The organism is Viscerimonas tarda (assembly GCF_054601255.1).
Window position 1 is genome coordinate 95,459 of sequence record NZ_BAAHWV010000001.1, and the last position, 21,367, is coordinate 116,825.

20 protein-coding genes, 1 tRNA gene and 1 pseudogene are annotated in these 21,367 nt (G+C 44.1%); 6 read left to right on the forward strand and 16 right to left on the reverse strand.

What is annotated here, in order from left to right:
* Window positions 1-182: 182 nt before the first annotated feature.
* Entirely contained in the window at window positions 183-1,094 is a 912-nt protein-coding gene (locus ACYPWY_RS00425; protein WP_459683272.1) for an AraC family transcriptional regulator, read from the reverse strand.
* A 257-nt stretch (window positions 1,095-1,351) separates the two neighbouring features.
* Between ACYPWY_RS00425 and serC the strand changes: the two genes are divergently transcribed.
* Window positions 1,352-2,422, forward strand: coding sequence for a 3-phosphoserine/phosphohydroxythreonine transaminase (serC, locus tag ACYPWY_RS00430; RefSeq protein WP_459683273.1), 1,071 nt, complete (start codon window positions 1,352-1,354; stop codon window positions 2,420-2,422).
* Between the two features lie 210 nt (window positions 2,423-2,632).
* Window positions 2,633-3,553 carry an NAD(P)-dependent oxidoreductase gene (locus ACYPWY_RS00435; protein WP_459683274.1) on the forward strand — a complete coding sequence of 307 codons (921 nt, stop codon included), beginning with the start codon at window positions 2,633-2,635 and terminating at the stop codon, window positions 3,551-3,553.
* 276 nt (window positions 3,554-3,829) lie between these two features.
* Here ACYPWY_RS00435 and ACYPWY_RS00440 read toward each other — a convergent pair whose 3' ends face one another.
* Entirely contained in the window at window positions 3,830-6,955 is a 3,126-nt protein-coding gene (locus ACYPWY_RS00440; RefSeq protein WP_459683275.1) for a T9SS type A sorting domain-containing protein, read from the reverse strand.
* Between ACYPWY_RS00440 and ACYPWY_RS00445 the strand changes: the two genes are divergently transcribed.
* A complete protein-coding gene (locus tag ACYPWY_RS00445) occupies window positions 6,954-7,106 on the forward strand; it encodes a hypothetical protein (protein ID WP_459683277.1) in 153 nt (50 codons plus the stop codon). The two genes, ACYPWY_RS00440 and ACYPWY_RS00445, sit on opposite strands and share 2 nt — an antisense overlap.
* Here ACYPWY_RS00445 and ACYPWY_RS00450 read toward each other — a convergent pair.
* A complete protein-coding gene (locus tag ACYPWY_RS00450; RefSeq protein WP_459683279.1) occupies window positions 7,099-9,252 on the reverse strand; it encodes a hypothetical protein in 2,154 nt (717 codons plus the stop codon). The two genes, ACYPWY_RS00445 and ACYPWY_RS00450, sit on opposite strands and share 8 nt — an antisense overlap.
* Window positions 9,253-9,776: 524 nt before the next feature.
* On the opposite strand from ACYPWY_RS00450, the gene ACYPWY_RS00455 reads away from it, so the two are divergent.
* Complete coding sequence (locus ACYPWY_RS00455) at window positions 9,777-10,376, forward strand: nitroreductase family protein (protein WP_459683281.1); 600 nt, start codon at window positions 9,777-9,779, stop codon at window positions 10,374-10,376.
* 31 nt (window positions 10,377-10,407) lie between these two features.
* Here the strand turns inward: ACYPWY_RS00455 and ACYPWY_RS00460 are convergent, their stop codons facing one another.
* From ACYPWY_RS00460 to ACYPWY_RS00470, 3 genes are all read right to left on the reverse strand, one after another.
* Complete coding sequence (locus ACYPWY_RS00460; RefSeq protein ID WP_459683283.1) at window positions 10,408-10,632, reverse strand: hypothetical protein; 225 nt, start codon at window positions 10,630-10,632, stop codon at window positions 10,408-10,410.
* A 420-nt stretch (window positions 10,633-11,052) separates the two neighbouring features.
* Complete coding sequence (locus tag ACYPWY_RS00465) at window positions 11,053-12,120, reverse strand: M20 family metallo-hydrolase (protein WP_459683285.1); 1,068 nt, start codon at window positions 12,118-12,120, stop codon at window positions 11,053-11,055.
* 93 nt (window positions 12,121-12,213) lie between these two features.
* Complete coding sequence (locus ACYPWY_RS00470; protein WP_459683286.1) at window positions 12,214-12,417, reverse strand: hypothetical protein; 204 nt, start codon at window positions 12,415-12,417, stop codon at window positions 12,214-12,216.
* A 176-nt stretch (window positions 12,418-12,593) separates the two neighbouring features.
* Here ACYPWY_RS00470 and ACYPWY_RS00475 point away from each other — a divergent pair.
* Window positions 12,594-12,666, forward strand: a tRNA-Lys gene (locus ACYPWY_RS00475).
* Window positions 12,667-12,853: 187 nt separating this feature from the next.
* Here ACYPWY_RS00475 and rplI read toward each other — a convergent pair.
* The 7 genes and pseudogenes from rplI to ACYPWY_RS00510 all read right to left on the reverse strand — a co-directional run bounded on the left by rplI (window position 12,854) and on the right by ACYPWY_RS00510 (window position 18,168).
* On the reverse strand, window positions 12,854-13,297 hold the full coding sequence (rplI, locus tag ACYPWY_RS00480; RefSeq protein ID WP_459683288.1) for a 50S ribosomal protein L9: 444 nt from the start codon (window positions 13,295-13,297) through the stop codon (window positions 12,854-12,856).
* 24 nt (window positions 13,298-13,321) lie between these two features.
* Window positions 13,322-13,588: a 30S ribosomal protein S18 gene (gene rpsR, locus ACYPWY_RS00485; protein ID WP_459683290.1), complete on the reverse strand. Its 267-nt coding sequence runs from the start codon at window positions 13,586-13,588 to the stop codon at window positions 13,322-13,324.
* A 3-nt stretch (window positions 13,589-13,591) separates the two neighbouring features.
* Window positions 13,592-13,951 carry a 30S ribosomal protein S6 gene (gene rpsF, locus ACYPWY_RS00490; protein WP_459683291.1) on the reverse strand — a complete coding sequence of 120 codons (360 nt, stop codon included), beginning with the start codon at window positions 13,949-13,951 and terminating at the stop codon, window positions 13,592-13,594.
* A gap of 151 nt (window positions 13,952-14,102) precedes the next feature.
* A pseudogene (locus ACYPWY_RS00495) lies at window positions 14,103-15,140 on the reverse strand (dipeptide epimerase); the annotation flags it as partial.
* Window positions 15,134-16,210, reverse strand: a complete 1,077-nt coding sequence (locus ACYPWY_RS00500; protein WP_459683292.1) for a hypothetical protein — start codon at window positions 16,208-16,210, stop codon at window positions 15,134-15,136. The gene ACYPWY_RS00500 and the pseudogene ACYPWY_RS00495, both read right to left, overlap by 7 nt.
* 63 nt (window positions 16,211-16,273) lie before the next feature.
* Complete coding sequence (locus ACYPWY_RS00505; RefSeq protein ID WP_459683293.1) at window positions 16,274-17,095, reverse strand: alpha/beta hydrolase; 822 nt, start codon at window positions 17,093-17,095, stop codon at window positions 16,274-16,276.
* Between the two features lie 20 nt (window positions 17,096-17,115).
* Window positions 17,116-18,168, reverse strand: a complete 1,053-nt coding sequence (locus ACYPWY_RS00510) for a lysylphosphatidylglycerol synthase transmembrane domain-containing protein (RefSeq protein WP_459683295.1) — start codon at window positions 18,166-18,168, stop codon at window positions 17,116-17,118.
* 40 nt (window positions 18,169-18,208) lie between these two features.
* Between ACYPWY_RS00510 and ACYPWY_RS00515 the strand changes: the two genes are divergently transcribed.
* A complete protein-coding gene (locus ACYPWY_RS00515) occupies window positions 18,209-18,607 on the forward strand; it encodes a hypothetical protein (RefSeq protein WP_459683297.1) in 399 nt (132 codons plus the stop codon).
* Here the strand turns inward: ACYPWY_RS00515 and lepB are convergent.
* The 3 genes from lepB to ACYPWY_RS00530 form a co-directional block, all read right to left on the reverse strand.
* On the reverse strand, window positions 18,499-19,935 hold the full coding sequence (lepB, locus tag ACYPWY_RS00520; RefSeq protein WP_459683416.1) for a signal peptidase I: 1,437 nt from the start codon (window positions 19,933-19,935) through the stop codon (window positions 18,499-18,501). The two genes, ACYPWY_RS00515 and lepB, sit on opposite strands and share 109 nt — an antisense overlap.
* Before the next feature lie 43 nt (window positions 19,936-19,978).
* Complete coding sequence (gene dapB / locus ACYPWY_RS00525) at window positions 19,979-20,695, reverse strand: 4-hydroxy-tetrahydrodipicolinate reductase (protein ID WP_459683299.1); 717 nt, start codon at window positions 20,693-20,695, stop codon at window positions 19,979-19,981.
* Between the two features lie 159 nt (window positions 20,696-20,854).
* Window positions 20,855-21,220, reverse strand: a complete 366-nt coding sequence (locus ACYPWY_RS00530) for a GntR family transcriptional regulator (RefSeq protein WP_459683301.1) — start codon at window positions 21,218-21,220, stop codon at window positions 20,855-20,857.
* Window positions 21,221-21,367: the final 147 nt, after the last annotated feature.

Sequence of the window (21,367 nt, forward strand, 5' to 3'; positions counted from 1 at the left end):
GTAGGGGCGTATGGCATACGCCCGCTGCCGCGAATGGGGCGTTTTTGTCCTGTAAATCAAAAAAATTACAAATCCCCGATTAAATCCGTTCGCGGCAACGGGCGAAAGATATTTCGCCCCTACAAATCAACGGTTCAAACATATTCGCGGCGGCGGGCGTATGCCATACGCCCCTACATTATTCACATTGGCACATTATTCACATTCCCCTGCTCTCCCTGAGTAAATTTGCGGTATTCCAAAGGGGTGAATTTGTTTTTCTTTTTGAAGGCGGTGAAAAAGTATTCCTGATTTTCAAACCCCATTTGGTAGGCTATTTCTTTTACGGGGAGGGTGGTGTTGGTCAGTAATTCTTTCGATTTTTGGATTTTTACTTCCTGAATGTATTGGTAAGGGGCAAATCCGGTGTATTCCTTAAACATTTTGCGGAAGCTGGAATAGCTCATGTGAAGCTTTTCGGCAACGCTCCTCGGCTTAATGGTATTCACATCTTCCGAAATCATTATCTTGGCTTTATTGATTTGGGTGATTATCTCCGAATTCTCGAAAACAGAATTCCGGTCCAGCGAATAGGCCAATCCGAGCAGGTGGTTGACTATGCCGGCAAGCATTTGCTGGAATCCCGATTTTTGTTCGATGGCCACCCTTATCGCTTCCTGATACAGCTGCACAATCTCGTTGTTTATTCCCACGTTGAAAATAGGGCGCTGCCGATTAAAAAAGCCCCTTTCGACCCGGTGATCGACATTTACGCCTTTAAAGCCAATCCAGTACTCGTCCCAGCCCGTTTGTTTATCGGGCATATAATTGTGCCACTCACCCGGAAAAAGCAGGAACATATTCCCATCGTTAATGTTCTGGAGCTTGTTTTCGCCCGAAACAAAGCTCCCTTTTCCGCGTGTGATGTATAAAAGCTGGTATTCGTCCAGCACCCGCCCCTTGTCGATGGAGAACAAGTACCGGGTAGGATGATCGCGCGGAGGATAAGACGCATTGGCCCCAATACCCTGATAGCCGACAGAATTGACGGTTAATCCCCACAGCAAATCGACTTCGTTTACAATCAGGTATTTCAGGTGGATAGCATCTTTCATTTTATCCGGCAACAATAATTATCATCCATGAGTATCGGAACAAAAGTATAATTTTTTTCTTAGAAATGTCCTTATCTCCCACAACAACACCACAAAAACCCAAAGTTTTGCTAACTCCCTATTACATTTTGAACAAGAATCGAATAAATAAAAATATTTTTCGTTTGTTTTCGTTTTCAAAGGCTTATAATTTGGACAATAATTACTAAATTTGAAGCCCGTTAGAAAAAACAGTAACTCTAATTTTTATTTTAAAAATGAAAAAACATAATTTTAGTGCAGGCCCGTCAATTTTGCCACAACAGACTATTGAAGAAACAGCAAAGGCTATTTTAGACTTCAATGGCTCAGGTTTGTCTCTTATGGAGATTAGCCACAGAAGTAAAGGTTTTCAAGCCGTAATGGATGAAACTACCGACTTGTTTAAAGAATTGTTGGATATTCCAGCCGGATATTCGGTGATTTTCCTCGGTGGTGGCGCCAGTTTACAATTCTGTATGCTTCCCTACAACTTGCTGGAGAAAAAAGCAGCTTACCTCAATACTGGAACATGGGCCAGTAAAGCAGCTAAAGAAGCTAAATTATTCGGCGAAGTAATTGAAGTGGCATCTTCCAAGCCCGACAATTACACCTACATCCCCAAGGATTACACCATCCCCTCGGATGCCGATTATTTCCATATCACAACAAACAATACCATCTTCGGTACCGAAATACATACCGACCTGAACTCTCCGGCGCCTTTGGTTGCCGATATGTCGTCCGATATTTTCTCTCGTCCGGTGGATGTGTCCAAATACGGACTTATCTACGGTGGCGCTCAGAAGAATCTGGCTCCTGCCGGTGTAACTTTCGTTATTGTTAAAGACGAATTGCTGGGCAAAGTAAATCGTCCGATACCCACTATGCTGGATTATAGAACACATATCGAAAATGGTTCGATGTTCAATACGCCTCCTGTTGTGCCTATTTATGCCGCTATGCAAACCCTCAGATGGTTGAAGGCAAAAGGCGGTGTAAGCGCCATGCAAAAAATCAATCAGGAAAAAGCCGGTATTCTGTATCAGGAAATCGACCGGAACCCGTTGTTCAGAGGCACTTGCGCTGTTGAAGACCGCTCGTTGATGAATGTATGTTTCGTTATGACAAACGAATACAAAGACTTGGAAGCCGACTTCCAGAAATTCTCTGCCGAACGTGGCATGGACGGACTGAAAGGACACCGCTCGGTAGGTGGTTTCCGTGCATCTATCTACAATGCCATGCCAATCGAAAGCGTTCAGGCTTTGATTGACTGCATGCAGGAATTTGAAAAGAAAAATAAATAAACAAATAACCCATCCGAAGTGATGGGGCTGTCTCGAAAGTATTTTTGAACGCAAATTACGCAGATTACGCGAATTATCGCAATTTATTTATTGTTGAATTTCAATTAAATAAGAAAAAGATAGAGTGGTTTATTTGCGTAAATTTGTGTAATCTGCGTAATTCGCGTTCTTTTGACACAGCCCTGTCGCTTTATAATTTTTTAGATAAACATGAAAGTATTAATAGCCACAGACAAACCTTTCGCCAAGGAAGCTGTAAATGGAATTAAAGCGGTTGTAGATCAGGCCGGATACGAATTGGTATTGCTCGAAAAATACACCGAAAAAAAGCAGTTGCTCGACGCTGTTGCCTCTGTTGATGCAGCCATTATCAGAAGTGATATTTTCGACAAGGAAGCGCTTGAAGCGGGTAAACAACTCAAAATAGTTGTACGCGCAGGCGCCGGATACGATAACATAGACCTGGACGCAGCTACTGCAAACAAAATTTGTGTGATGAACACGCCCGGACAAAATGCCAACGCCGTAGCCGAACTGGCCTTCGGATTGGCTGTTTACGCCGTGCGCAATTTCTACAACGGCACATCGGGAACCGAACTGAGCGGCAAAAAAATCGGTATTCATGCTTATGGTAACGTGGGACGCAATGTTGCCCGCATAGCCAAAGGATTCAACATGGATGTGTATGCATTCGACCCATTCCTTTCGGCAGAAGCCATCGAAAAAGAAGGCATCAAAGCCGTGAAATCGGCAGAAGAATTGTATGCTACCTGCCAATATGTATCCTTGCATATTCCGGCAACAGCCGAAACAAAAAACTCAATTAACTACGATTTGCTGAGCAAAATGCCGGCAAAGGCCCTGTTGATTAACACCGCCCGCAAAGAGGTGATAAACGAAGCCGAACTGGCCAAATTGATGACCGATCGCGCCGACTTCAAATATGTAACGGATATTCTACCGGCGAACCATGCCGAGATGGCTGAAAAATTTGAAGGAAGATACTTCTCAACACCCAAGAAAATGGGCGCTCAAACTGCCGAAGCAAACAGCAACGCAGGTATAGCCGCCGCAAAACAAATTGTCGATTTCCTCAAAAACGGAAACGAAAAATTCAGGGTAAACAAATAAACCTGTTTCTTATAGGTTCAATGTAGGGGCGAAATATCTTTCGCCCTTATTTTTTGTGGGTAAATGTTTTGTTTGTTTACATTGTCATTGCGGGCTCCGACCCGCAATCTGCCATAGTCAAACGATAATCGCGTAGGGGCGTATGGCATACGCCCCTACAATAAATCCTGCAAATCAAAAAAAATCAGCTACAATCAACGGTTCAGAGAATTGAACCCATAAAAAAACCGCCCGGAATTGAAATTCCGGACGGTTTTGTATTTAAAAAGAGGATTGTTATTTAATAATTATTTTCGCCGAATACACGTTGTTACCTACGTTTGCTTTAGCTATATACAAACCTTGCGAAAGTGTATCTAATGCATATTTATGGGCGCTTGTTGCTGTTTCTTGTGCAAAACTCTTTACCAAGCCACCGGAGATAGTGTAAATATCCAGCTTAACAGTAGCTTTGTCGGGAGTTGACAGATACAAGTCCGAACCCGATTGATAGAACGAGAAACCGTCTTTGGCCTGTTGTTTGCCAATGCTTGTTTCGGGGCCGATAACTACTTCGTCTTCTCCGGCGGCCAGCTTGTAGTAGAATGCTACGCTGAAGTTATAAAGCGGATAGGGCTGATTGTAGATAACGGTTGTGCCATCGCTGGTAGGTTCGCCGCTCTGAGTGGCTGTGGATACCCATGCTTTTTGCTCGTAGTTGAAGAATGCGCCGTAGGTGTCGCTATCCCTTACGTTACCATGACCTCTCAGGTTTTTACCCGGATAGGAAGCAGTTGCATCAACACCGGCGTATGTAATTTCTACGGCTCCTGTCAGGTCGGCGCTGGCTGTTATTATAATAGCGTCGGGGCCAACCACTTCTACGCTTGATATGGCTTGCACGGCATTGTTGTGATACAGGTTGAATCCATAATTAGGCATTTGCAACAAGGTGTAAACATCCAATTCCAACGGAGGATTGGGTACGTGGTAGGTAATTTTCAGTTGTTTGGCATTGCCTTCTACCCGTTCTACTTTTATGGGTTGAAGCGGGCTGAATGTTTCGCCCAGCACTTGAGTTTTGTAAATTACTTTACCTATCATTTCGCCGTACCATCTGTAACCATTGGCATCGAGGTGCCCGCCAACGTCAGTCATCGGATACACGGGGCCTACCATAATTACATCGTCGTTTTCGTTGGCAGCTTCCAACTGCGCCATACCTATTTCCAGTGTCCTGCCTTTGGAATACTGAACACCTGTTTGATAGGTATAGAACAGAGGGGCATTGCTTTGCTCGTATTTAGCTTTTACGTCGGCTTGCATGTGTCCTTTCAATTGCAGGAATAAGTCCTTGTATTCGTCTTTTAAAGCGGTTGGAGCGGGTGTGCTTGTACCATTGAGGCTGGTGCCGTAAGTTTGGTAGTTCCATTCGCCCTGCATAAAGATGATGGCGGGGCAGTTGATAGTGCTACCTCTTCTCAAAGCCATGCTCTTTCCTTTGCTGATGCCTGTTTCGTAATATCTGTACAGGTAATCGGCTCCCTGGTATTCTTTCGAAAGTTCTTCGATGGTTTTTCCGCTTACGCCCACCGAGCTGGCCAGAAAACGGTTTTCTTTGCCTTCAGCATCGGTAACCAAGGGTATTTTATTCCTCAAATGGTTGATGGCGCCATGCAAAGGCGATTCGGCCTGTGGGCCCGGTACGGTTGTGGCCACCAGCGGATTTATATCGTTCAGGCTGGCATTGCCGTTGTTTATCCAAATCCGGTCGCCCAGCATGTAGTTACCGGGGATGTTTGTTATTGACAACGGATCGGATTCGTGTCCGGTGGAAAGGCTTTGTCCCGAGATGATGTAATGCGTGTAATTGTGTTCCTCGCCGGTAACAATACCTGCTACTACGGTCGATTCTACGGCTCCTACGGCGCATTTATCATCCGCGAAGAGGCGGGTAGTTCCTTCCTGGTCGGTAGAGATGCCCAGGTCTTTCAGGTACTTGGCATCGCCGCCTGTTAAGGCAGGAGATTCAAAGTCCAATGGAATACATCCCCGGGATGCAATGTAGTCGGCAAATGGCCAGGCCAGGCCCGAGTTAGCGCCAAAGATATAGCCCGTAACGTTGCCATGGTTGGCAATAGAAGCGTATGGATTAGCTCCTCCCCAGTTTACATAACTGATATAGGAATTGCGAATATCGCAGGTAACGCCATCGGTTTGCGGGGCAGAAAACCACAAGTCGCCCGGATTACCGGCTGTTTGTTCGGCTGTGTTGTTTTCGATAATGGAGTTATGTATGGTTGTGAATACATCGGCGGCAACAATTCTCAAACCCGGTGCATGACCTGCATTTCCGGCAGTCCAGTTATTGACGATGGTGGAGTTGATAACATTGAACTTACTTCCGGGAGTAGCCCGGTATATCCAGATAACGCCGCTGTTTGGCGTTGTTGCTTTATTGCCATATACTGTGGTGTTGATTAATGATACATCGAAAGTGAAGCCTGCTCCCGTGTTTTCGATTTGGATACCGGGAGAATGGCTCGGCGTTTCGTTTTCGGAAAGTAGCGAATTTTCAAACTTGACAGTCAATACTACTGGTGCGGCCGATCTGTCTTCACCGGCGGTTATGCTGGCAACAGCGCCGTAGCCTAGGATTTTGTTCCGGCGGACGGTGGTATTCCTGATTATAACTTCACCGGAGGCGTTGTTAAAGCGGAATGCGCCTGCCGATGAACCTGCAACGGCAGAACAGTCGTTGTCTTCAACAATACAATTTTCGATTAATGCTTTACGAACGGTGTGTCCGTTGAAGAATACGGCATTTCCTTGTTGTATGGTATTGGCGTAGAACTTGCTGTTTCTTACTTCAAGTTCGGCATTGACCGACAAGATGGTTCCTTGTGTACCGATGCTGCCTGTGAAGTCGCAATTGTCGATAAGCGTTTTTGCGGCATTGTTCAGTATGCGCAATGAGCTGCCGCCTCCCAAGCCCGATTTCCCCAAATCTTTGAAAGTCAGGTTTTTGAATGTGATTGTTGCAGTAGCATTGCCATAACCGGCAAACTGGTCGCCAAAACGGCCTTGCTTTTTACCATCGAAGCCCGATGTGGCTTTATCGTCGCCTATAATGGAGAAGCCTGTAGCGAAAGCCCTGCTGGCAATAGGAACCACAAAGCCTTGACCATCGGCCAAAAAGCCGGATGTTTGAGTGAGGTCGATAATGCCCGATACCCGTATCACATCGCCGTCAGCCAGCAAATCGAGGGCTTTAGTGATGGATGCTAGGGCATTTTCGGCTGTCAAGCCGTCTTTGGTATCATCCCCTGTTGCCGACAGGTAAATATCTTTTGCCGACAAGGACGTTATCAGCAAGCTGAGGAACAGCATCGAATAAAATCGAATAAAATAGTTTGTTTTCATGTTGATAAAAAGTTTAAATTTTAAAAGTAAGGGCAAGGCAAGCCTTGCCCCTTTGATTATGGATTGTTTAAAGCTTCATTTTTCAAAAATTGCAGCACTTGTAGGGGCGGGTTTAAAACCCGCCCCTACGGGCTACGATTGGATTATTTAATAGCTATTTTTACAGAATAAACCTTACCGCCTACGTTTGCCTTGGCGATGTAGAGGCCTTGAGGCAAGCCGGAGGCATAAGCAGTTGCTGCACCGGCTTCAACAAGCTGAGGTGCATAGCTTTTTACCAAGCTGCCCGATATGCTGAAGATGTCGAGCTTGGCCAAGCCTTTTACCGGAGATGTGAGCAACAAAGCAGCGCCTTGTTGTGTAAGCGACAATTCTTCGGCGGCGGCTACTGTTACTTCTTTCACGTCAACAGTTGTATAATCGAGTTCTACGGCTCCAACGGCACATTTTCCGCCCACAAAATTACGGGTGAAACCCAATTGGTCGGTAGAGATACCTAAAGCTTGGAGGTATGTTGCATCGCCAGCGGTTAAACCCGGTGCACCAGCTTCCAGCGGAATAGCGCCGTATGTGGCAATAGCGGTTGCTCCCGGGATGGGTAAACCAGGGCCATTAGTAGCAATATCTGCCGAATAATTGAGAACATTGTTGTACGAAAGTTGGTTTGCGGTGTATTGTCCTCCCAAAATGCGACCGATATACGAATTACGGATTTCGCTATCTGTAGCAATTTCATCTTGTGGTATAGTGAAGTAAACGTCCGAATTCAGATTGGTGTCGCCTGCAGTACCGGTATTTCCCTGTATAATGGAATTGTAGATGCGTATCTTAGTGTTTATACTGGCGCTCATGAGATCCCCTGCAGCTCCGTTAAAACGTAATCCTGCGCCTTGTCCTACTGCTCCGTTAACCTCATTTTCGACAACAGTAGAGTTGATTAAATTAAACTCGCTACCCGGACAGGTACTCCGAATCCATAAAGCGCCAACACCGTTTCCGGGATGGATGTTTTTATAAACAGTACTGTTAATGATAGACAATACAGTTGGACGAGAGCCATCGGTATTGCCGTCGCTACTCAGGCGAAGAGCTGAAGCATGACCGTTAGTGGGGCATTGATTCCCTGTAATCAAAGAGCTTTTTATTGTAAATACGGTTGGATTTCCGCTTCCTCCGTTTCCTCCATTGAAAATATCAAAGGCTGCTCCCCAGCCACCGTTTGTATGATTTTTAACAGTGCAATTTTCTACGATTATTTCGCCGGTAGCGTTGTAGGTAGCAATAGCGCCGCCACCGCCCGGCGCTTCATTGGCCGATATGGTACTGTTTTTGATGGTGAATTTCCCGTTTGTTCCATAAAAGCGGATGGCGCCACCCGTATTTGCAGAATTTTCTTCAATGACACAACTATCCACTACAATATTTCCTGTACTGTTCTGAACATGGATAGCTCCACCATAAGCGCCTGTTGTTTTTATTTTATTCCCTTTGATAAGGGTGTTCTTTATTGTTACGTTATCAATGGCGGAAGCATTAAATTTGAAAGCTCCACTTGTTCCTACCGTACTGGCATCATTATTTATAACGGTGCAACCATCTACTGTAACAGAACAATCATCACCTAGCAGTCCACCGCCAAAGAATATAGCGCTACCTTCTGTTATTACATTACCCGAAAATTCAGTATCTATCACTTCGACCCTGCTTCTATATAAATTTAAAGTACCCTGAGTTCCTAAACAACCCGTAAAAACGCAGTTGTTTATAATTATATTACTACTTATATTGTAGTTATTTACAATGCGTATAGCGCTACCCCCCGGTATAGTTGATGTTCCTAAATTTTTGAAAGTCAGGTTCTTGAATGTAACAGTCTGGGGTATCCCGGCCCATTCCTTTCCGAAACGAGCTGCATTTTTACCATCGAAACCGGAAGTAGCCTTGTCGTCTCCAACGAAACTAAACTTGGAGTTATTGTAGGTGTTCACCGGAAAAAGGAAACCATTCAGTTTGTCGTTTGCCACAGTAGTAGAAGCAAGGTAGTACGGGTCTTGAGTAAGATCAATAATCCCACTAATATGAACAACATCACCGGTTCCATTGGTCATTACTGGTGTTATTCCTAAAGCAGAATTTCCAAGCACTCTCGACATAGAGGCAACTGGGGTTGAGGGTGTCAAGCCATCGTTGTCATCATCACCTGTTGCCGACAGGTAAATATCCTTCGCGGACAGCGAAGTAACCAATAAAGAAAAGAAAAGAATTGAAGCAATTCTCGAAAAGTAATTCATTTTCATGGTGTGTTAGGTTTTAAATTAATAAAGAATTAAATGATGCTACAAAGGAAGGCGGCCATGCTTAAAAATTCGGCTGGTTTTAGATTAATTTCAAATTAAAAACATATTAAATTATTACTTTGTGTAAGTTTTAACATAATAAATAAGAGGAAAGAGGGTTTGTGTGAAGCAGGATTTTGAATATGATTTTGTTGATTGTGAATAATGTAGGGGCGCGATTAATCGCGCCCTTATTTTGCATACGAATGTATTCCACGTATTTGTAGGGGCGAAATATCTTTCGCCCGTTGCCGCGAACGGATTTCGTAGGGGCGAAATATTTTTCGCCCGCTGCCGCTAAGCAATAGCATAGAGCAACGCCCTATGTAACAGCAATATAGCGGCCAATCCCTGAAGGGGCGCAAGCAATAATTGTCCTTAGAATGCATGTTCGCGGCAGCGGGCGTATGCCATACGCCCCTACGAAATACGCTAAACAAAATAGCGACTGTAATTGTTAGCTTGATATATAACTTATTAAGAATATGGCAAGAAATTTTAAAGAAGCGATTGCGCATCGCCGGTCATACTATTCCATCCGTAATTCATCGCCTGTTTCCGACTGTGAAATTGAGGAAATAATGAAGACAGCCTTGAAAAATGTGCCGTCGGCATTCAACTCGCAATCGACAAGGATTGTGTTGCTGCTGGCCAAAAATCACACGAAGCTGTGGGATATAACAAAAGAAACGTTGCAGAAAATCGTTCCCGCCGAGGCATTTCCGGCAACAGAAGCAAAAATCAATCATTCTTTTGCATCAGGATACGGAACGGTGTTATTTTTCGAGGACAAAGACGTAACCGAAAACCTGCAGAAGAATTTCCCGCTTTACAGTCAGAATTTCCCTGTTTGGGCGCAACAAACATCGGCCATGCACCAATTTGCCGTTTGGACCATGCTGGAAGATGCCGGTTTCGGCGCTTCCCTGCAACACTACAACCCCTTAATAGACGAAGAGGTGATTAAAACATGGAAGCTCAATCCAAGATGGGAACTGATAGCACAAATGCCCTTCGGCGTTCCGGTAGAAGAACCGCAGGGAAAAAAATACCAGCCGCTGGAAGACAGGCTTATTGTTTATTGATTGGTTGGTTTCAAAGTTTCAGGTTCAAAGTTCAAGGTTTTGCCGTTAGGTTTAGGCTGAAAGCCTTTCGGTAAAGTTGCTGATATGAGCAGGAGATTCCTCCCTTTGGTCGGAATGACGGTCTCCTTTTTGGGGAGAGGGGATGAGGAAGCGGCGGCGAAGCCGCCGTTTCCTCATCCCTTAAACCACTAACAGGCGAGCCATTCCGACCAAAGGGAGGAATCTCATTCGTAACAGTAATACTAAAATTTTTCATGCGTTTGCCTTGGGCAACGCCCAGCCGTGTTCGGAAGATTGTAATTGATTGTTTTTAGTACATGACAAAAAAATAGTCAGTTGGCTTGAAAAGCCTGATTTTCATAACCGCAGGTCAAAACGAAGTGGCGACCTGCGGTCGGTTGGCGAATAGGACCTGTTGCCTGAAAGGCAAGACTGCTATGTCCTAGTTCTGTCTTTCAGACAGTATTTGTTCCTTATTTCATAACCCTAAGCTGCGCTCCGCTTGCATGGGGTTATGAAAATTTTGCCTTTCAGGCAGGCTTACGCCCTTTCAGGGCTTAATTAACCGATTCACACCTACATAGGGCGTTGCCCTATGCTAATGCTTAAAGGCTTTCAGCCTTAACCCGACGGCAAAACCTTGAACCTGAAACCTTGAACCTGAAACTTTGAAACTTCAAACCCTCAACCCATCAAGCAATTTCACATAATACTCGATGGCCTCGCGGATTTCGCTTAACAAAATGTATTCGTCGGCTGTGTGGGAACGGGCCGAATCGCCCGGACCTATCTTCACCGAGGGGAACGGCATTAATGCCTGATCGGACAAGGTGGGCGACCCAAATGCTTTCCGGCCTGTTATAAGCGCCCGCTGCACAAGGGGGTTTTCGAGGGGTATTCCCGAAGAATTGAGGCGAAACGAGCGTGGTTTTACCACCGAGGCGGTGTGTTTATCAATTATGGCAAACAATTCTTCGTTTGTATAACACTCGTTACTGCGCACATCGACAACAAACCTGCATTCGTCGGGAATGACATTGTGTTGCGTTCCGGCGTTAATCATTGTAACGGTCATCTTCACCGGCCCCAGTAATCCGGTAAAATTGGGGAATTGGTAGCTGTTGAACCATTCGATGTCTTTTATGGCTTTGTAAATGGCATTTTCGCCTTCGTTGCGCGCCGCATGTCCCGACCTGCCTTGAGCAATGCAATCAAGTACCATTAATCCTTTTTCGGCAATGGCCGGATTCATCCCCGTAGGTTCTCCTACAATAGCAAACCGAGGGACAGGTATTTCGTTCAGGACAGATTCCAGTCCGTTTTTACCGGAAACCTCTTCTTCGCACGAAGCCAGAAAGACCAGGTTGTAATACTGCTTTTTCGCAATTAAAACCAAGAAAGCCTGCAACAGCGAGGCAACACTTGCTCCGGCATCGTTACTCCCCAGCCCATACAGCCGATCATCCTCAACCGAAGGGTCGAAAGGCTCTCTTGTCCAGCCCGAAACAGGCTTCACGGTGTCGATATGCGAATTCAGCAGGATAGTTGGCTTTTCCGAATCGAAACCGGGAGATATAGTCCACACATTATTTCCCTTTCTCTGCGGTTTCAGACCGTTTTTTTCGATGTAACTTTCTATCAATCCGGCAACAGTATCTTCTTCCCTGCTAAACGAAGGAATACGAATCATTGATTTCAACAAATCGACAGCTTCGTAATAGGTGGCGCTTATATCAGTACTCATAATAAAAACTTCAAGAATTATGCAAATGTAATAAAAAGGCCTGCGACTTTAAATTGTTTGCGCATAAAATTCAGGGCAAACGCATGAAAAATTTTACTGCTTATGCCTTTCGGTAAAATTACTGATATGAGCATGAGATTCCTCCCTTTGGTCGGAATGACGGTCTCCTTTTGGGGAGATGAGATGAGGAAGCGGTGGCTTTGCCACCGCTTCCTCATCCCTTAAACCACTAACAGGCGAGTCATTCCGACCAAAGGGAGGAATCTCATGCGTAATAGCGCTAGTAAAAATTCTCATGCGTTTGCCCTGGCATAAAATTGATACAGCGTAAAAAAATTGCCCTGATTGCGATTTATTTGGCCTATTCTTCGTTAAAAGCGAAAAAAGAAGCCCTCTAAAACTTATTTAACAGGAATATTTCCCGAAATATCTCTGTTAAATAAATTATTTGTGCTATTTTTGCGGCACGAAATGACTCCGTAGCTCAGCTGGTAGAGCAATTGACTCTTAATCAATGGGTCGAGGGTTCGAGCCCCTCCGGGGTTACAGATTAAATTTTTTTTCGTGGAAAAAGGACGCCTGAATGGGTGTCCTTTTTTTGTTATAATGTGCGATGCGACCGGGTTGGTTCAATCAAATGATTATAACGCAATAACGGCAAAATCGGGTAAAAACAACAGAGGCAACCAAATTGGCTGCCTCCGCATTTATTATTAACTCTCTAAAAAAAGTCTTATTCCGATACTACTTCAAAAGGAATTTCAACGGATACTTCTTTGTGTAGTTTTACGAGCGCCTTGTAGCTTCCTACTTCTTTAACGGCTTCTTTAATGATGATGGTTTTTCTGTCAACATTGTAGCCTTGTTTTTCGAGAGCTTCAGCTATTTGGATATTCGTTACCGAACCAAATATTGTTCCTGTCGAACTGGTTTTTGCGCCAACTACAAGCGATACGCCGTTCAGTTTTGCAGCAAGAGCTTCGGCATCTTTTTTGATTTTCTCCAATTTATGAGCGCGTTGTCTCAAATTTTCCGCCAATACTTTTTTAGCGGAATCGGTTGCTATAATCGCTTTCCCCTGGGGAATAAGATAATTCCGTCCATAACCGTCTTTGACTGTTATCACATCATCTTTGTAACCCAAGTTCGCAACATCTTCTTTCAATATAATTTGCATATTTTATCCTCCTTGGTTTTTAAATTATTTCATTAAGTCAGTTACGTAAGGAAGCAACGCTAAATGGCGCGCTCTTTTTACGGCTTGTGCAACACGACGTTGGAATTTCAATGATGTTCCGGTGATGCGGCGGGGCAAAATCTTACCTTGCTCATTCAAGAACTTCTTCAAAAACTCAGGATCTTTATAGTCAATATACTTTATGCCGCTCTTTTTAAACCGGCAATACTTTTTCTTTTTTACATCCACCGAAGGCGGAGTCAAATATCTGATTTCTGATTGTTGTGCCATAGCTTAATTCTCCTTTACTTCTTCTTTTTTGGTTGATGACTTAAGATTTCTTCTCTTTTCAGCATACAAGAGTGCATACTTGTCCTGACGGAATGTCAAGAAACGGATAACTCGCTCATCGCGGCGGAAGTTAAGTTCCAATTTAGCAATGACAGTAGGATTGGCGTTAAACTCAACGAATGCGTAAAACCCGGTTGACTTCTTCTGGATTGGATAAGCCAATTTCCGAAGACCCCATAGTTCCTCATTCACAATTTCAGCGCCCTCGGCTGTCAGAATGCCTTTGAACTTTTCTACCGCTTCCTTCATCTGAACATCAGATAAAACGGGAGTTAAAATGAAAACGGTTTCGTAGTTATTCATATAACAAACAATTAATAATTAATAATTAAACGATTGAGGGCGCAAAGGTAATGTTTTTTGTTTTAAAAAGAAATATTATGGGAAAGAAATTAATGGGAATCGCATGAAAAATGGTTCACCGATAACACCCCGTGTTTAGTCCCGCATGGGACTACACCAGTTTTGCAGGTGAAACAGGAGTGATGCCAATACCCGGAAGGTCATTCAGTATGGGTTTCCCTTTTTCTATTTTCACACCGGCGTAACAATCATTTTTAATCAGCAAGGCGCCGTCTAAATCGGCCAATCCGGCCAAGGGAGATAATTGTGCGGCGGCAGAAATGGCGCAAGAGGTTTCGGTCATGCAACCAATCATCGTTTTAAAGCCAAGAGCAGGAGCAAGGTCCATCATTCTTTTGGCTTCGGCCATACCGGTACATTTCATCAATTTGATATTAACTCCCGAAAAAGCGCCTTTTATCCGGTGTAAATCGGCATATCGCTGAACCGATTCATCGGCATAAACGGGCAGGGGGCTTTTTTCGGTCAGCCAGGCCTGATCGTCCAGATTGTGCTTATCCATCGGCTGTTCAATCAGTACAACACCTTTCTCTTTGAGCCAATAAATTTTGTCCAAAGCCTCTACTCTATCCGTCCAACTTTGATTGGCATCTATCGCCAGCGGAAGATTTGTTACCTCGCGAATGGTATTTATAATCGCTTTATCGGTTTTGCCGTCCAGTTTTATTTTCAGGATGTTGAATTGGGTGGCTGCTTCCTGTGTTTTTGCCTTCAGAACATCCTCCGTATCTATCCCTATCGTGAAGGTGGTATCAGGCGTATGGGTTTTGTCCAGCTCCCAAATCGAATGCCAGGATTTATTCAGCAATTTGCCGGTTAAATCGTGGAGAGCAATATCAACGGCAGCCTTTGCGGCGGTGTTCCCCTCTCCCACTCCATCGACATAATTGAGTATTTCGTCCATTTTCAACGGATCGGTAAATTGCGCTAAATCCAGCTTGTTCAAAAACGAAATCACACGCTCTTGCGTTTCGCCCAAATATTGCGGTAACGAGGCTTCGCCATAGCCAACCAAGCCCTTGTATTCCAGTTGGGTTAATACAACAGGCGTAGAGGTTCTGGAATAAGTGGCTATGGTAAAGGGATGTTTAAGCAGCAAATTATACGGAGAAAACGACAGTTTTAGTTTATCCATGCAGCGATTTCCTCGTCCGACAATATTTTTTCTATTGCAACTTCCGCCGCCAGATTCTTAAACGTCCGTTGAATCTGTATGCTCCGCTGATAAGAGGGCAATCCCAATAAAATAACCCGGTAACCGTTCACCACCGGAATGTCGGCGGGAATACCTTCGCCCCAAATCCAGGAATCGGAATAATCTTTGGCTTTGTCCACCACCAGTTTTTTGTTGCCAATAAGTTCTTTCCATCCGTGTTTTTGCAGCAAGGAAGAAGTGTACATATTCCATTTTCCAACAATTGCCTGCCCGCTCGATTGAGGGCCTGAACCATTTATAACCGACAGAAAATCGGCAGAAATGGCGATTTTATCGTTTAATTCGGGCATACCCATCAACAGGAGTTGCAGCTGAAAATTATCCACTACGCCACTCATTGATGCGGTAAAACCTTTTTTAGTATCCAGGTCAATGACAACAATCTTTTCATCAAACAACACTTTAAACAGCGTGTTGAACCAATAGCATCCCTGATTGTATTCCGAGAGCTGCGCTACTTTTTCCGCCAGTTGACTTTTTCCCATAAAAAAGGCCTTTCTACCGGCAGAAAACAACGAAATTCCACAGGGGAAGAATTTATCCAGGGCATCAATTGCCTCAATTTCGGCGGGATTAATGTCCATCCTTTCTTCCCAAACAGTTTGATAGGCCTCGTTCAATTTTTCATCCCGTTCTTCATCCGATTCATCAATCCCTTCAATTTCATCAAAGTAACGCGTATAAAACGGCTGCGACACCTCAATCAAATGGCTATAAAATTCGATGAAATCATCAACAATCGCCTCTCCAGGGTAGCCCAGTTCCACCAAATAACCACAGATACCGGCAGCCATCGAAGCCCGGTCGGGATTGGGCAGTTTAACCAGGCTGAATATCGACTTCAGCGCATGGCCGAAATCCAGGTCCGAAGAATCGGGTATCAGTTCATAAATAGACCTTAACGATGAGTTTATTTCATCTTTCATTGACGAATCATCGCCCATTACATCGACAAATTTACATACGGCTTCTTGTAAGTTCATTGTATTTAATTTAAAGCCCCTCCAACCTCCCCTACGGGGAGGTTGGAGGGGCTGTTGTTGTTTCTATCTACCAAAAAATTTAGTAAAAAACAGCAGTTGATAATCTATTGCGTTTTTCCAGTAATTGCCATCGTGCCGACCCGGGCGCACAATGTAATCGTGCTGAATATTATTCAACAGCATTTTGCGATGCAGATTTTCGTTTACTTCATAAAAGAAATCGTCAGTTCCGCAATCGAAAATAATGCTCAGCGTCCCCGGTTCAATTTTATGCAGCTGTTCAATAACAGTATATTTGTCCCAATTTTCCGGGTAATCTTTGTAGCTGCCCAACTGTTTTTTCATGTCCCAATTGTTGGGGAAAGGGCGAATATCCACGCCGCCGCTCATCGACCCGCAAGCGCCAAAAATATCGGGGTGATTGATGCCCAACCACAATCCGCCGTGGCCACCCATGCTTAATCCGGTAATAGCCCTGCCTTTATTCGATTTCACCGTATTATAGTTGGCATCCATGTAGCCAACCAGTTCCTTACTCACATAGGTATCAAACTGAGAAGCGGGATTGACGGGGCTGTCCCAATACCAACCGTTTTTTCCATCGGGACAAACAATTATTACATCGAATTTACTCGCTTCCACCGGCAAATCACGTCTCATGCCAATCCACGAATCGTGCTTTCCGCCATAACCGTGAAGCAGGTACAACACTGGATAAGGCTTTGGGCTATCCTTGCTGTAATTCTTCGGTAAAATCAGTACATTTTTAATTTCTTTTCCCATTTTATTGCTAAAAACAGCAATCGTGTCCACCGTTTGGCAATAGATGCCGGTGAACGAAAAAATAAAAACGAATAAAACTAAATTTCTTAAGCTTGTTTTCATTGGTAATATGTATTTAAAATTTAACTTCTTCCTTTTCTTGAAAACGACCTTTTCACCCACTTTGGCGCCAACACAGCCCCGATGAAAAGGTAATTATAATAGCTGACCAAGCGCCACAGGAATATTATAACCGAAGCAAGTCCAGCTACTGGAATCAGCACGCTCAGGTATTTCTGAAAAATAAGTTCAGTCAGTCCGCTTCCACCGGGAGTTACACTGATAATCATCAACACCCACATCACAAATTGGCGGGCAAAGACCAAAAAATGGTCTTCGACTGCGAAAAATGCCATGAACAGGGCATTTACAACCAAATAGCGGGAACACCACGACAAAATGGTGGCCAGAATAAGTGGCGCCCAATAGCCAAAGCCTTTCCCTTTGATTTCGCCCGAACTTAAAACAATATCATCCCCGGCCTTTGCAGCAGCAGCTTGCCATTTGCGGAGAAACGGCAACCTGAATACCGAAGTCAGCAACCATTTTATAGCCTGTGGTTTAAAAAACAAACCAACAATCAGGCACGCACAAAGAACGAGCTTTACCACATAAGCCACGATGAAAAGGGTTAATATGCTCGTTTCCAAAGCCGAAATGCTGGAAAATAAATCACCGGAAGGGATAAACAACAGCAAGAAAGGAAATGTTACAACAAAGAACATTTCGTCGAGTAAAAGGGTAATAAAAACCATTGTTGTGCTCTTCCCCACCGAAATATTTTCTTTCGCCAGAAAAAGTACCGCCAAACTCGACCCACCCACCGAAGAAGGAGTAATAGCCGAACCAAACTCGGCAAGCAAGGTAATTTTTACGCACTGTTTCCAGCTAAGTAATTTTTCGGTCAGATAACGGTAGCGGATGGTAAAACCCAAGTCGCGACCAACCATCAGCAACAAGGCAATGATAAACCAGAAGAGCATGTGCCACGAAAGAGATAGCTGCTTCAGGTTCTCCAAGCCGCCGGTTTCGGGTTGCGACAACTCTTTCCACAGCATGTAGAAGATAACCCCCATGCCAAGGATGGTGGGAAGAATGATTTTCCAAATGCTGAAACTTTTGGGTTGGCTACTCATTTAGGTTCATATTTTAGGCAAAAGTAAAAGATTCTGTCAAATGAGCAAAGCTATTCAGGGCAAACGTATAAAAAATTTCAGCGCCACTATTCCGAATGAGATTCCTCCCTTTGGTCGGAATGACTCGCCCATTGGTGGTTTAAAGGAGGAGGAAGTGGCGGCTTCGCCGCCACTTCCTCCTCTTTCCCTCTCCCCAAAAAGAAACCGTCATTCCGACCAAAGGGAGGAATCTCCTGCTCATATCAGCAACTTTACCGAAGGCATAAGCAGTAAATTTTTTCACGCGTTTACCCTACAAAGCTATTATGCTCTGCCCATCTGCGATAAAGTTTATTTTGCGGCGCTGGTAAAAAGGCGGTTCCATCTCACTTTTCCGCTAAACCAACCCTTATCTTTATTCAACGACAGCCAAATAAACAAGGGTTTTCCTACCACATGATCTTCCGGCACAAAACCCCATACGCGCGAATCGGCGGAGTTGTCGCGGTTATCGCCCATCATAAAATAGTAGTCGTATTCAAACGTGTATGAACCGGCTATTTTTCCGTTGATATAAACCTTTCCATCGCGATAATCGAAATCGTTATGCTCGTAATTTTTTATACAGCGACTGTACGCAGCAACCTTGTAATCGACATTCGTATCAAATTTAATTGTTTCTCCCCGCTTCGGAATCCACAGCGGTGGAAAATCGCCTCTTTCCACGTGCTGGTCGTAGCCAACCGGATAAACATCCTGCCGGTTATTGAGATTAGAAATACGTGCAAGCGCCTTATGAAAACTGTTCTGATTTTTTACGGCCAAAACAAAGGGTTTCTTCTTTAACTGATCCACCATTGCGTTCGTCATAAAAACCGTCTCATAAATAAGTCCGTTTTTGCCATTGTTCCAGCCTAAGCCCAGTTGTGCCGTAACGGCGCTATCGGCAGTATAGGAGTCATACCCAACATACGACTGATCATCCTTCGTAATGCCCAACTCATCGAATACAACCGGCGAAATCACCGTACCATCGGTTTGAACGGTATAGGAACGTTGAACATTTTCGGGTTCGGCGATTAGCTTCCCATTGATGAACACACTATCGTTGCGCATCGAAATGATTTCCCCCGGAAGTCCGATACAGCGTTTTACATAATTTTCGCGCCTGTCCACCGGACGATATACAATGTCGCCATACCTTTCCTTATTTCCCCAAACACCGGCTCTTCCCAGCGGATTTTCGACACAGAGCGAATAATAATCCCGTTCCTGCACTTTGAGAGCAACCGTATCTCCGGCCGGAAAATTAAAGACAACAATATTGTTTCGTTCCACCGACCCGGTTCCCGTAAAGCGTTTGTAGGCCAACTGGGGCTTTTCCAAAAAAGACTTCAGGTCGAAAAAAGGAAAGGTGTGCTGCACCAACGGAAACGAGAAAGGAGTCATCGGCGAACGAGCGCCATAACTCACTTTGCTGACGCACAAAAAATCGCCCACCAAAAGCGATTTCTCGAGGGACGAAGACGGTATCTGATAATTCTGAAAGAAGAATGTATTGATGAAGTAAACCGCCACCAGCGCAAACAGAATGGCATCCACCCACTCTACCACCGGATTTTTTATTTTTTTCCAGCCTCCCCAAGGGACATACCGGGTTATATATGAATCAAAAAACAATGCAATCAGCAGCAGTACAGGATAATACCCCGTCCAGGCGACAAAAAGGATACACAGTATATCCATCGCCGCCATTTTGATCCATTGTTTTTTTGTTGCTTTTACTATTCTTGCTCGAATATCTATTCCCATATCAAACGCTATCTATAAATTAAAAATTAAGCATATCATTCATCCCAAGAAAGCCCTTTTTACCAAAAACAAATTCGGCAGCCAACACAGCGCCCAGGGCAAAACCCTGCCGGCTTTTTGCATCGTGCTTAATGCTGATTGTATCCACCGGCGATTCATACACTATTTCGTGAATGCCCGGCACTTCCCCCTCCCTGATGCAATGAATGGCCAAATCCGACTTCGTATTCTCAACCTCCAGACTCCAACGGGTTTTTGCAGGGTTCTCGGCAATAATGGCTTCGGCCAAGGTAATGGCTGTTCCACTGGGCGCATCAAGTTTATGAATGTGATGGGTTTCCTCCATTTTCACGTTGTAGTCGGGGAAGTTGCTCATTATCTTCGCCAAGTATTTGTTCAGGGCAAAAAAGATATTCACCCCCAGACTAAAGTTTGAGGCATAAAAGAACGTTTGACCCTCTTTTTCGCAAGCAGCCTTTACCACCTCTACCCTATTGAGCCAGCCTGTCGTTCCCGACACAACCGGAATATTGGCGGCAAAACATTTTTCATAGTTGTTCAGGGCGGTGGCGGGAGTTGTGAACTCAATAGCCACATCGGCCGTTTTAAACGCATCGGAATCCAAGTCCTGTGTGTTGTTAACATCAATAACCGCAACAATGGAATGTCCGCGGCCTTTGGCAATTTTTTCTATTTCCTTGCCCATTTTACCATAGCCAATAAGCGCTATTTTCATATCAATGAATAATTTTAAACGAATGTATATACAAAATTTGAAGTAGTTTCATCAATTCCTTTCCCCGAGCCTGTCATTGCGGGCCTGACCCGCAATCTCCCAACAATCTTAGGAATTGCCCCCAAGAGACTGAAATCGCCCAAAAAGACAAAATTCAACTTACTTGTCTTTCTTGTTTGTTTTATATAAATCAATTAATTCCCCCAGGGTAATTTTTAAAGAGTACATGGTTTCAAAGAATTCGGGAACCTGCTCTTTGTAAAAAGAATTACGCATCAATTCCATGGAATTGTTGTAAGAGTCTTTTGTCAGGAATAATCCGACACCCCGTTTCGACATCAGGATGTCTCTGGCTTGCAAGAATTCCAGCGACCTCATCAAAGTATTGTGATTGACGCTCAGACTTTTCGCCAAGTCTTTAATTGTAGGGATCTTAGTCGCTTCGTTCCATTCCTTTGAAACAATTCTCTGTGCAATTATATCCACAATCTGAATATAAATAGGTTTGTTCTTATGAAATTCCATTTTTACAAGTTTATTTAATTCTTTATTTTGCGTGTATGATTTTTCATTCAAAAGTAATATTAGTATTCTATATAAACATAATAATAACAGAATTTAACTATATGAAAAATTAATCAGAACAAGTAATCCGAAAGCACATTTCAAAGC

Bases quoted from the DNA above. Each gene is read 5' to 3' on its own strand.
- ACYPWY_RS00425 (WP_459683272.1), bottom strand. From the start codon at position 1,094: ATGAAAGATGCTATCCACCTGAAATACCTGATTGTAAACGAAGTCGAT.
- serC (WP_459683273.1), top strand. From the start codon at position 1,352: ATGAAAAAACATAATTTTAGTGCAGGCCCGTCAATTTTGCCACAACAG.
- ACYPWY_RS00435 (WP_459683274.1), top strand. From the start codon at position 2,633: ATGAAAGTATTAATAGCCACAGACAAACCTTTCGCCAAGGAAGCTGTA.
- ACYPWY_RS00445 (WP_459683277.1), top strand. From the start codon at position 6,954: ATGTTGATAAAAAGTTTAAATTTTAAAAGTAAGGGCAAGGCAAGCCTT.
- ACYPWY_RS00440 (WP_459683275.1), bottom strand. From the start codon at position 6,955: ATGAAAACAAACTATTTTATTCGATTTTATTCGATGCTGTTCCTCAGC.
- ACYPWY_RS00450 (WP_459683279.1), bottom strand. From the start codon at position 9,252: ATGAAAATGAATTACTTTTCGAGAATTGCTTCAATTCTTTTCTTTTCT.
- ACYPWY_RS00455 (WP_459683281.1), top strand. From the start codon at position 9,777: ATGGCAAGAAATTTTAAAGAAGCGATTGCGCATCGCCGGTCATACTAT.
- ACYPWY_RS00460 (WP_459683283.1), bottom strand. From the start codon at position 10,632: ATGAAAAATTTTAGTATTACTGTTACGAATGAGATTCCTCCCTTTGGT.
- ACYPWY_RS00465 (WP_459683285.1), bottom strand. From the start codon at position 12,120: ATGAGTACTGATATAAGCGCCACCTATTACGAAGCTGTCGATTTGTTG.
- ACYPWY_RS00470 (WP_459683286.1), bottom strand. From the start codon at position 12,417: ATGAGAATTTTTACTAGCGCTATTACGCATGAGATTCCTCCCTTTGGT.
- rplI (WP_459683288.1), bottom strand. From the start codon at position 13,297: ATGCAAATTATATTGAAAGAAGATGTTGCGAACTTGGGTTACAAAGAT.
- rpsR (WP_459683290.1), bottom strand. From the start codon at position 13,588: ATGGCACAACAATCAGAAATCAGATATTTGACTCCGCCTTCGGTGGAT.
- rpsF (WP_459683291.1), bottom strand. From the start codon at position 13,951: ATGAATAACTACGAAACCGTTTTCATTTTAACTCCCGTTTTATCTGAT.
- ACYPWY_RS00500 (WP_459683292.1), bottom strand. From the start codon at position 16,210: ATGAACTTACAAGAAGCCGTATGTAAATTTGTCGATGTAATGGGCGAT.
- ACYPWY_RS00505 (WP_459683293.1), bottom strand. From the start codon at position 17,095: ATGAAAACAAGCTTAAGAAATTTAGTTTTATTCGTTTTTATTTTTTCG.
- ACYPWY_RS00510 (WP_459683295.1), bottom strand. From the start codon at position 18,168: ATGAGTAGCCAACCCAAAAGTTTCAGCATTTGGAAAATCATTCTTCCC.
- ACYPWY_RS00515 (WP_459683297.1), top strand. From the start codon at position 18,209: ATGAGCAAAGCTATTCAGGGCAAACGTATAAAAAATTTCAGCGCCACT.
- dapB (WP_459683299.1), bottom strand. From the start codon at position 20,695: ATGAAAATAGCGCTTATTGGCTATGGTAAAATGGGCAAGGAAATAGAA.
- ACYPWY_RS00530 (WP_459683301.1), bottom strand. From the start codon at position 21,220: ATGGAATTTCATAAGAACAAACCTATTTATATTCAGATTGTGGATATA.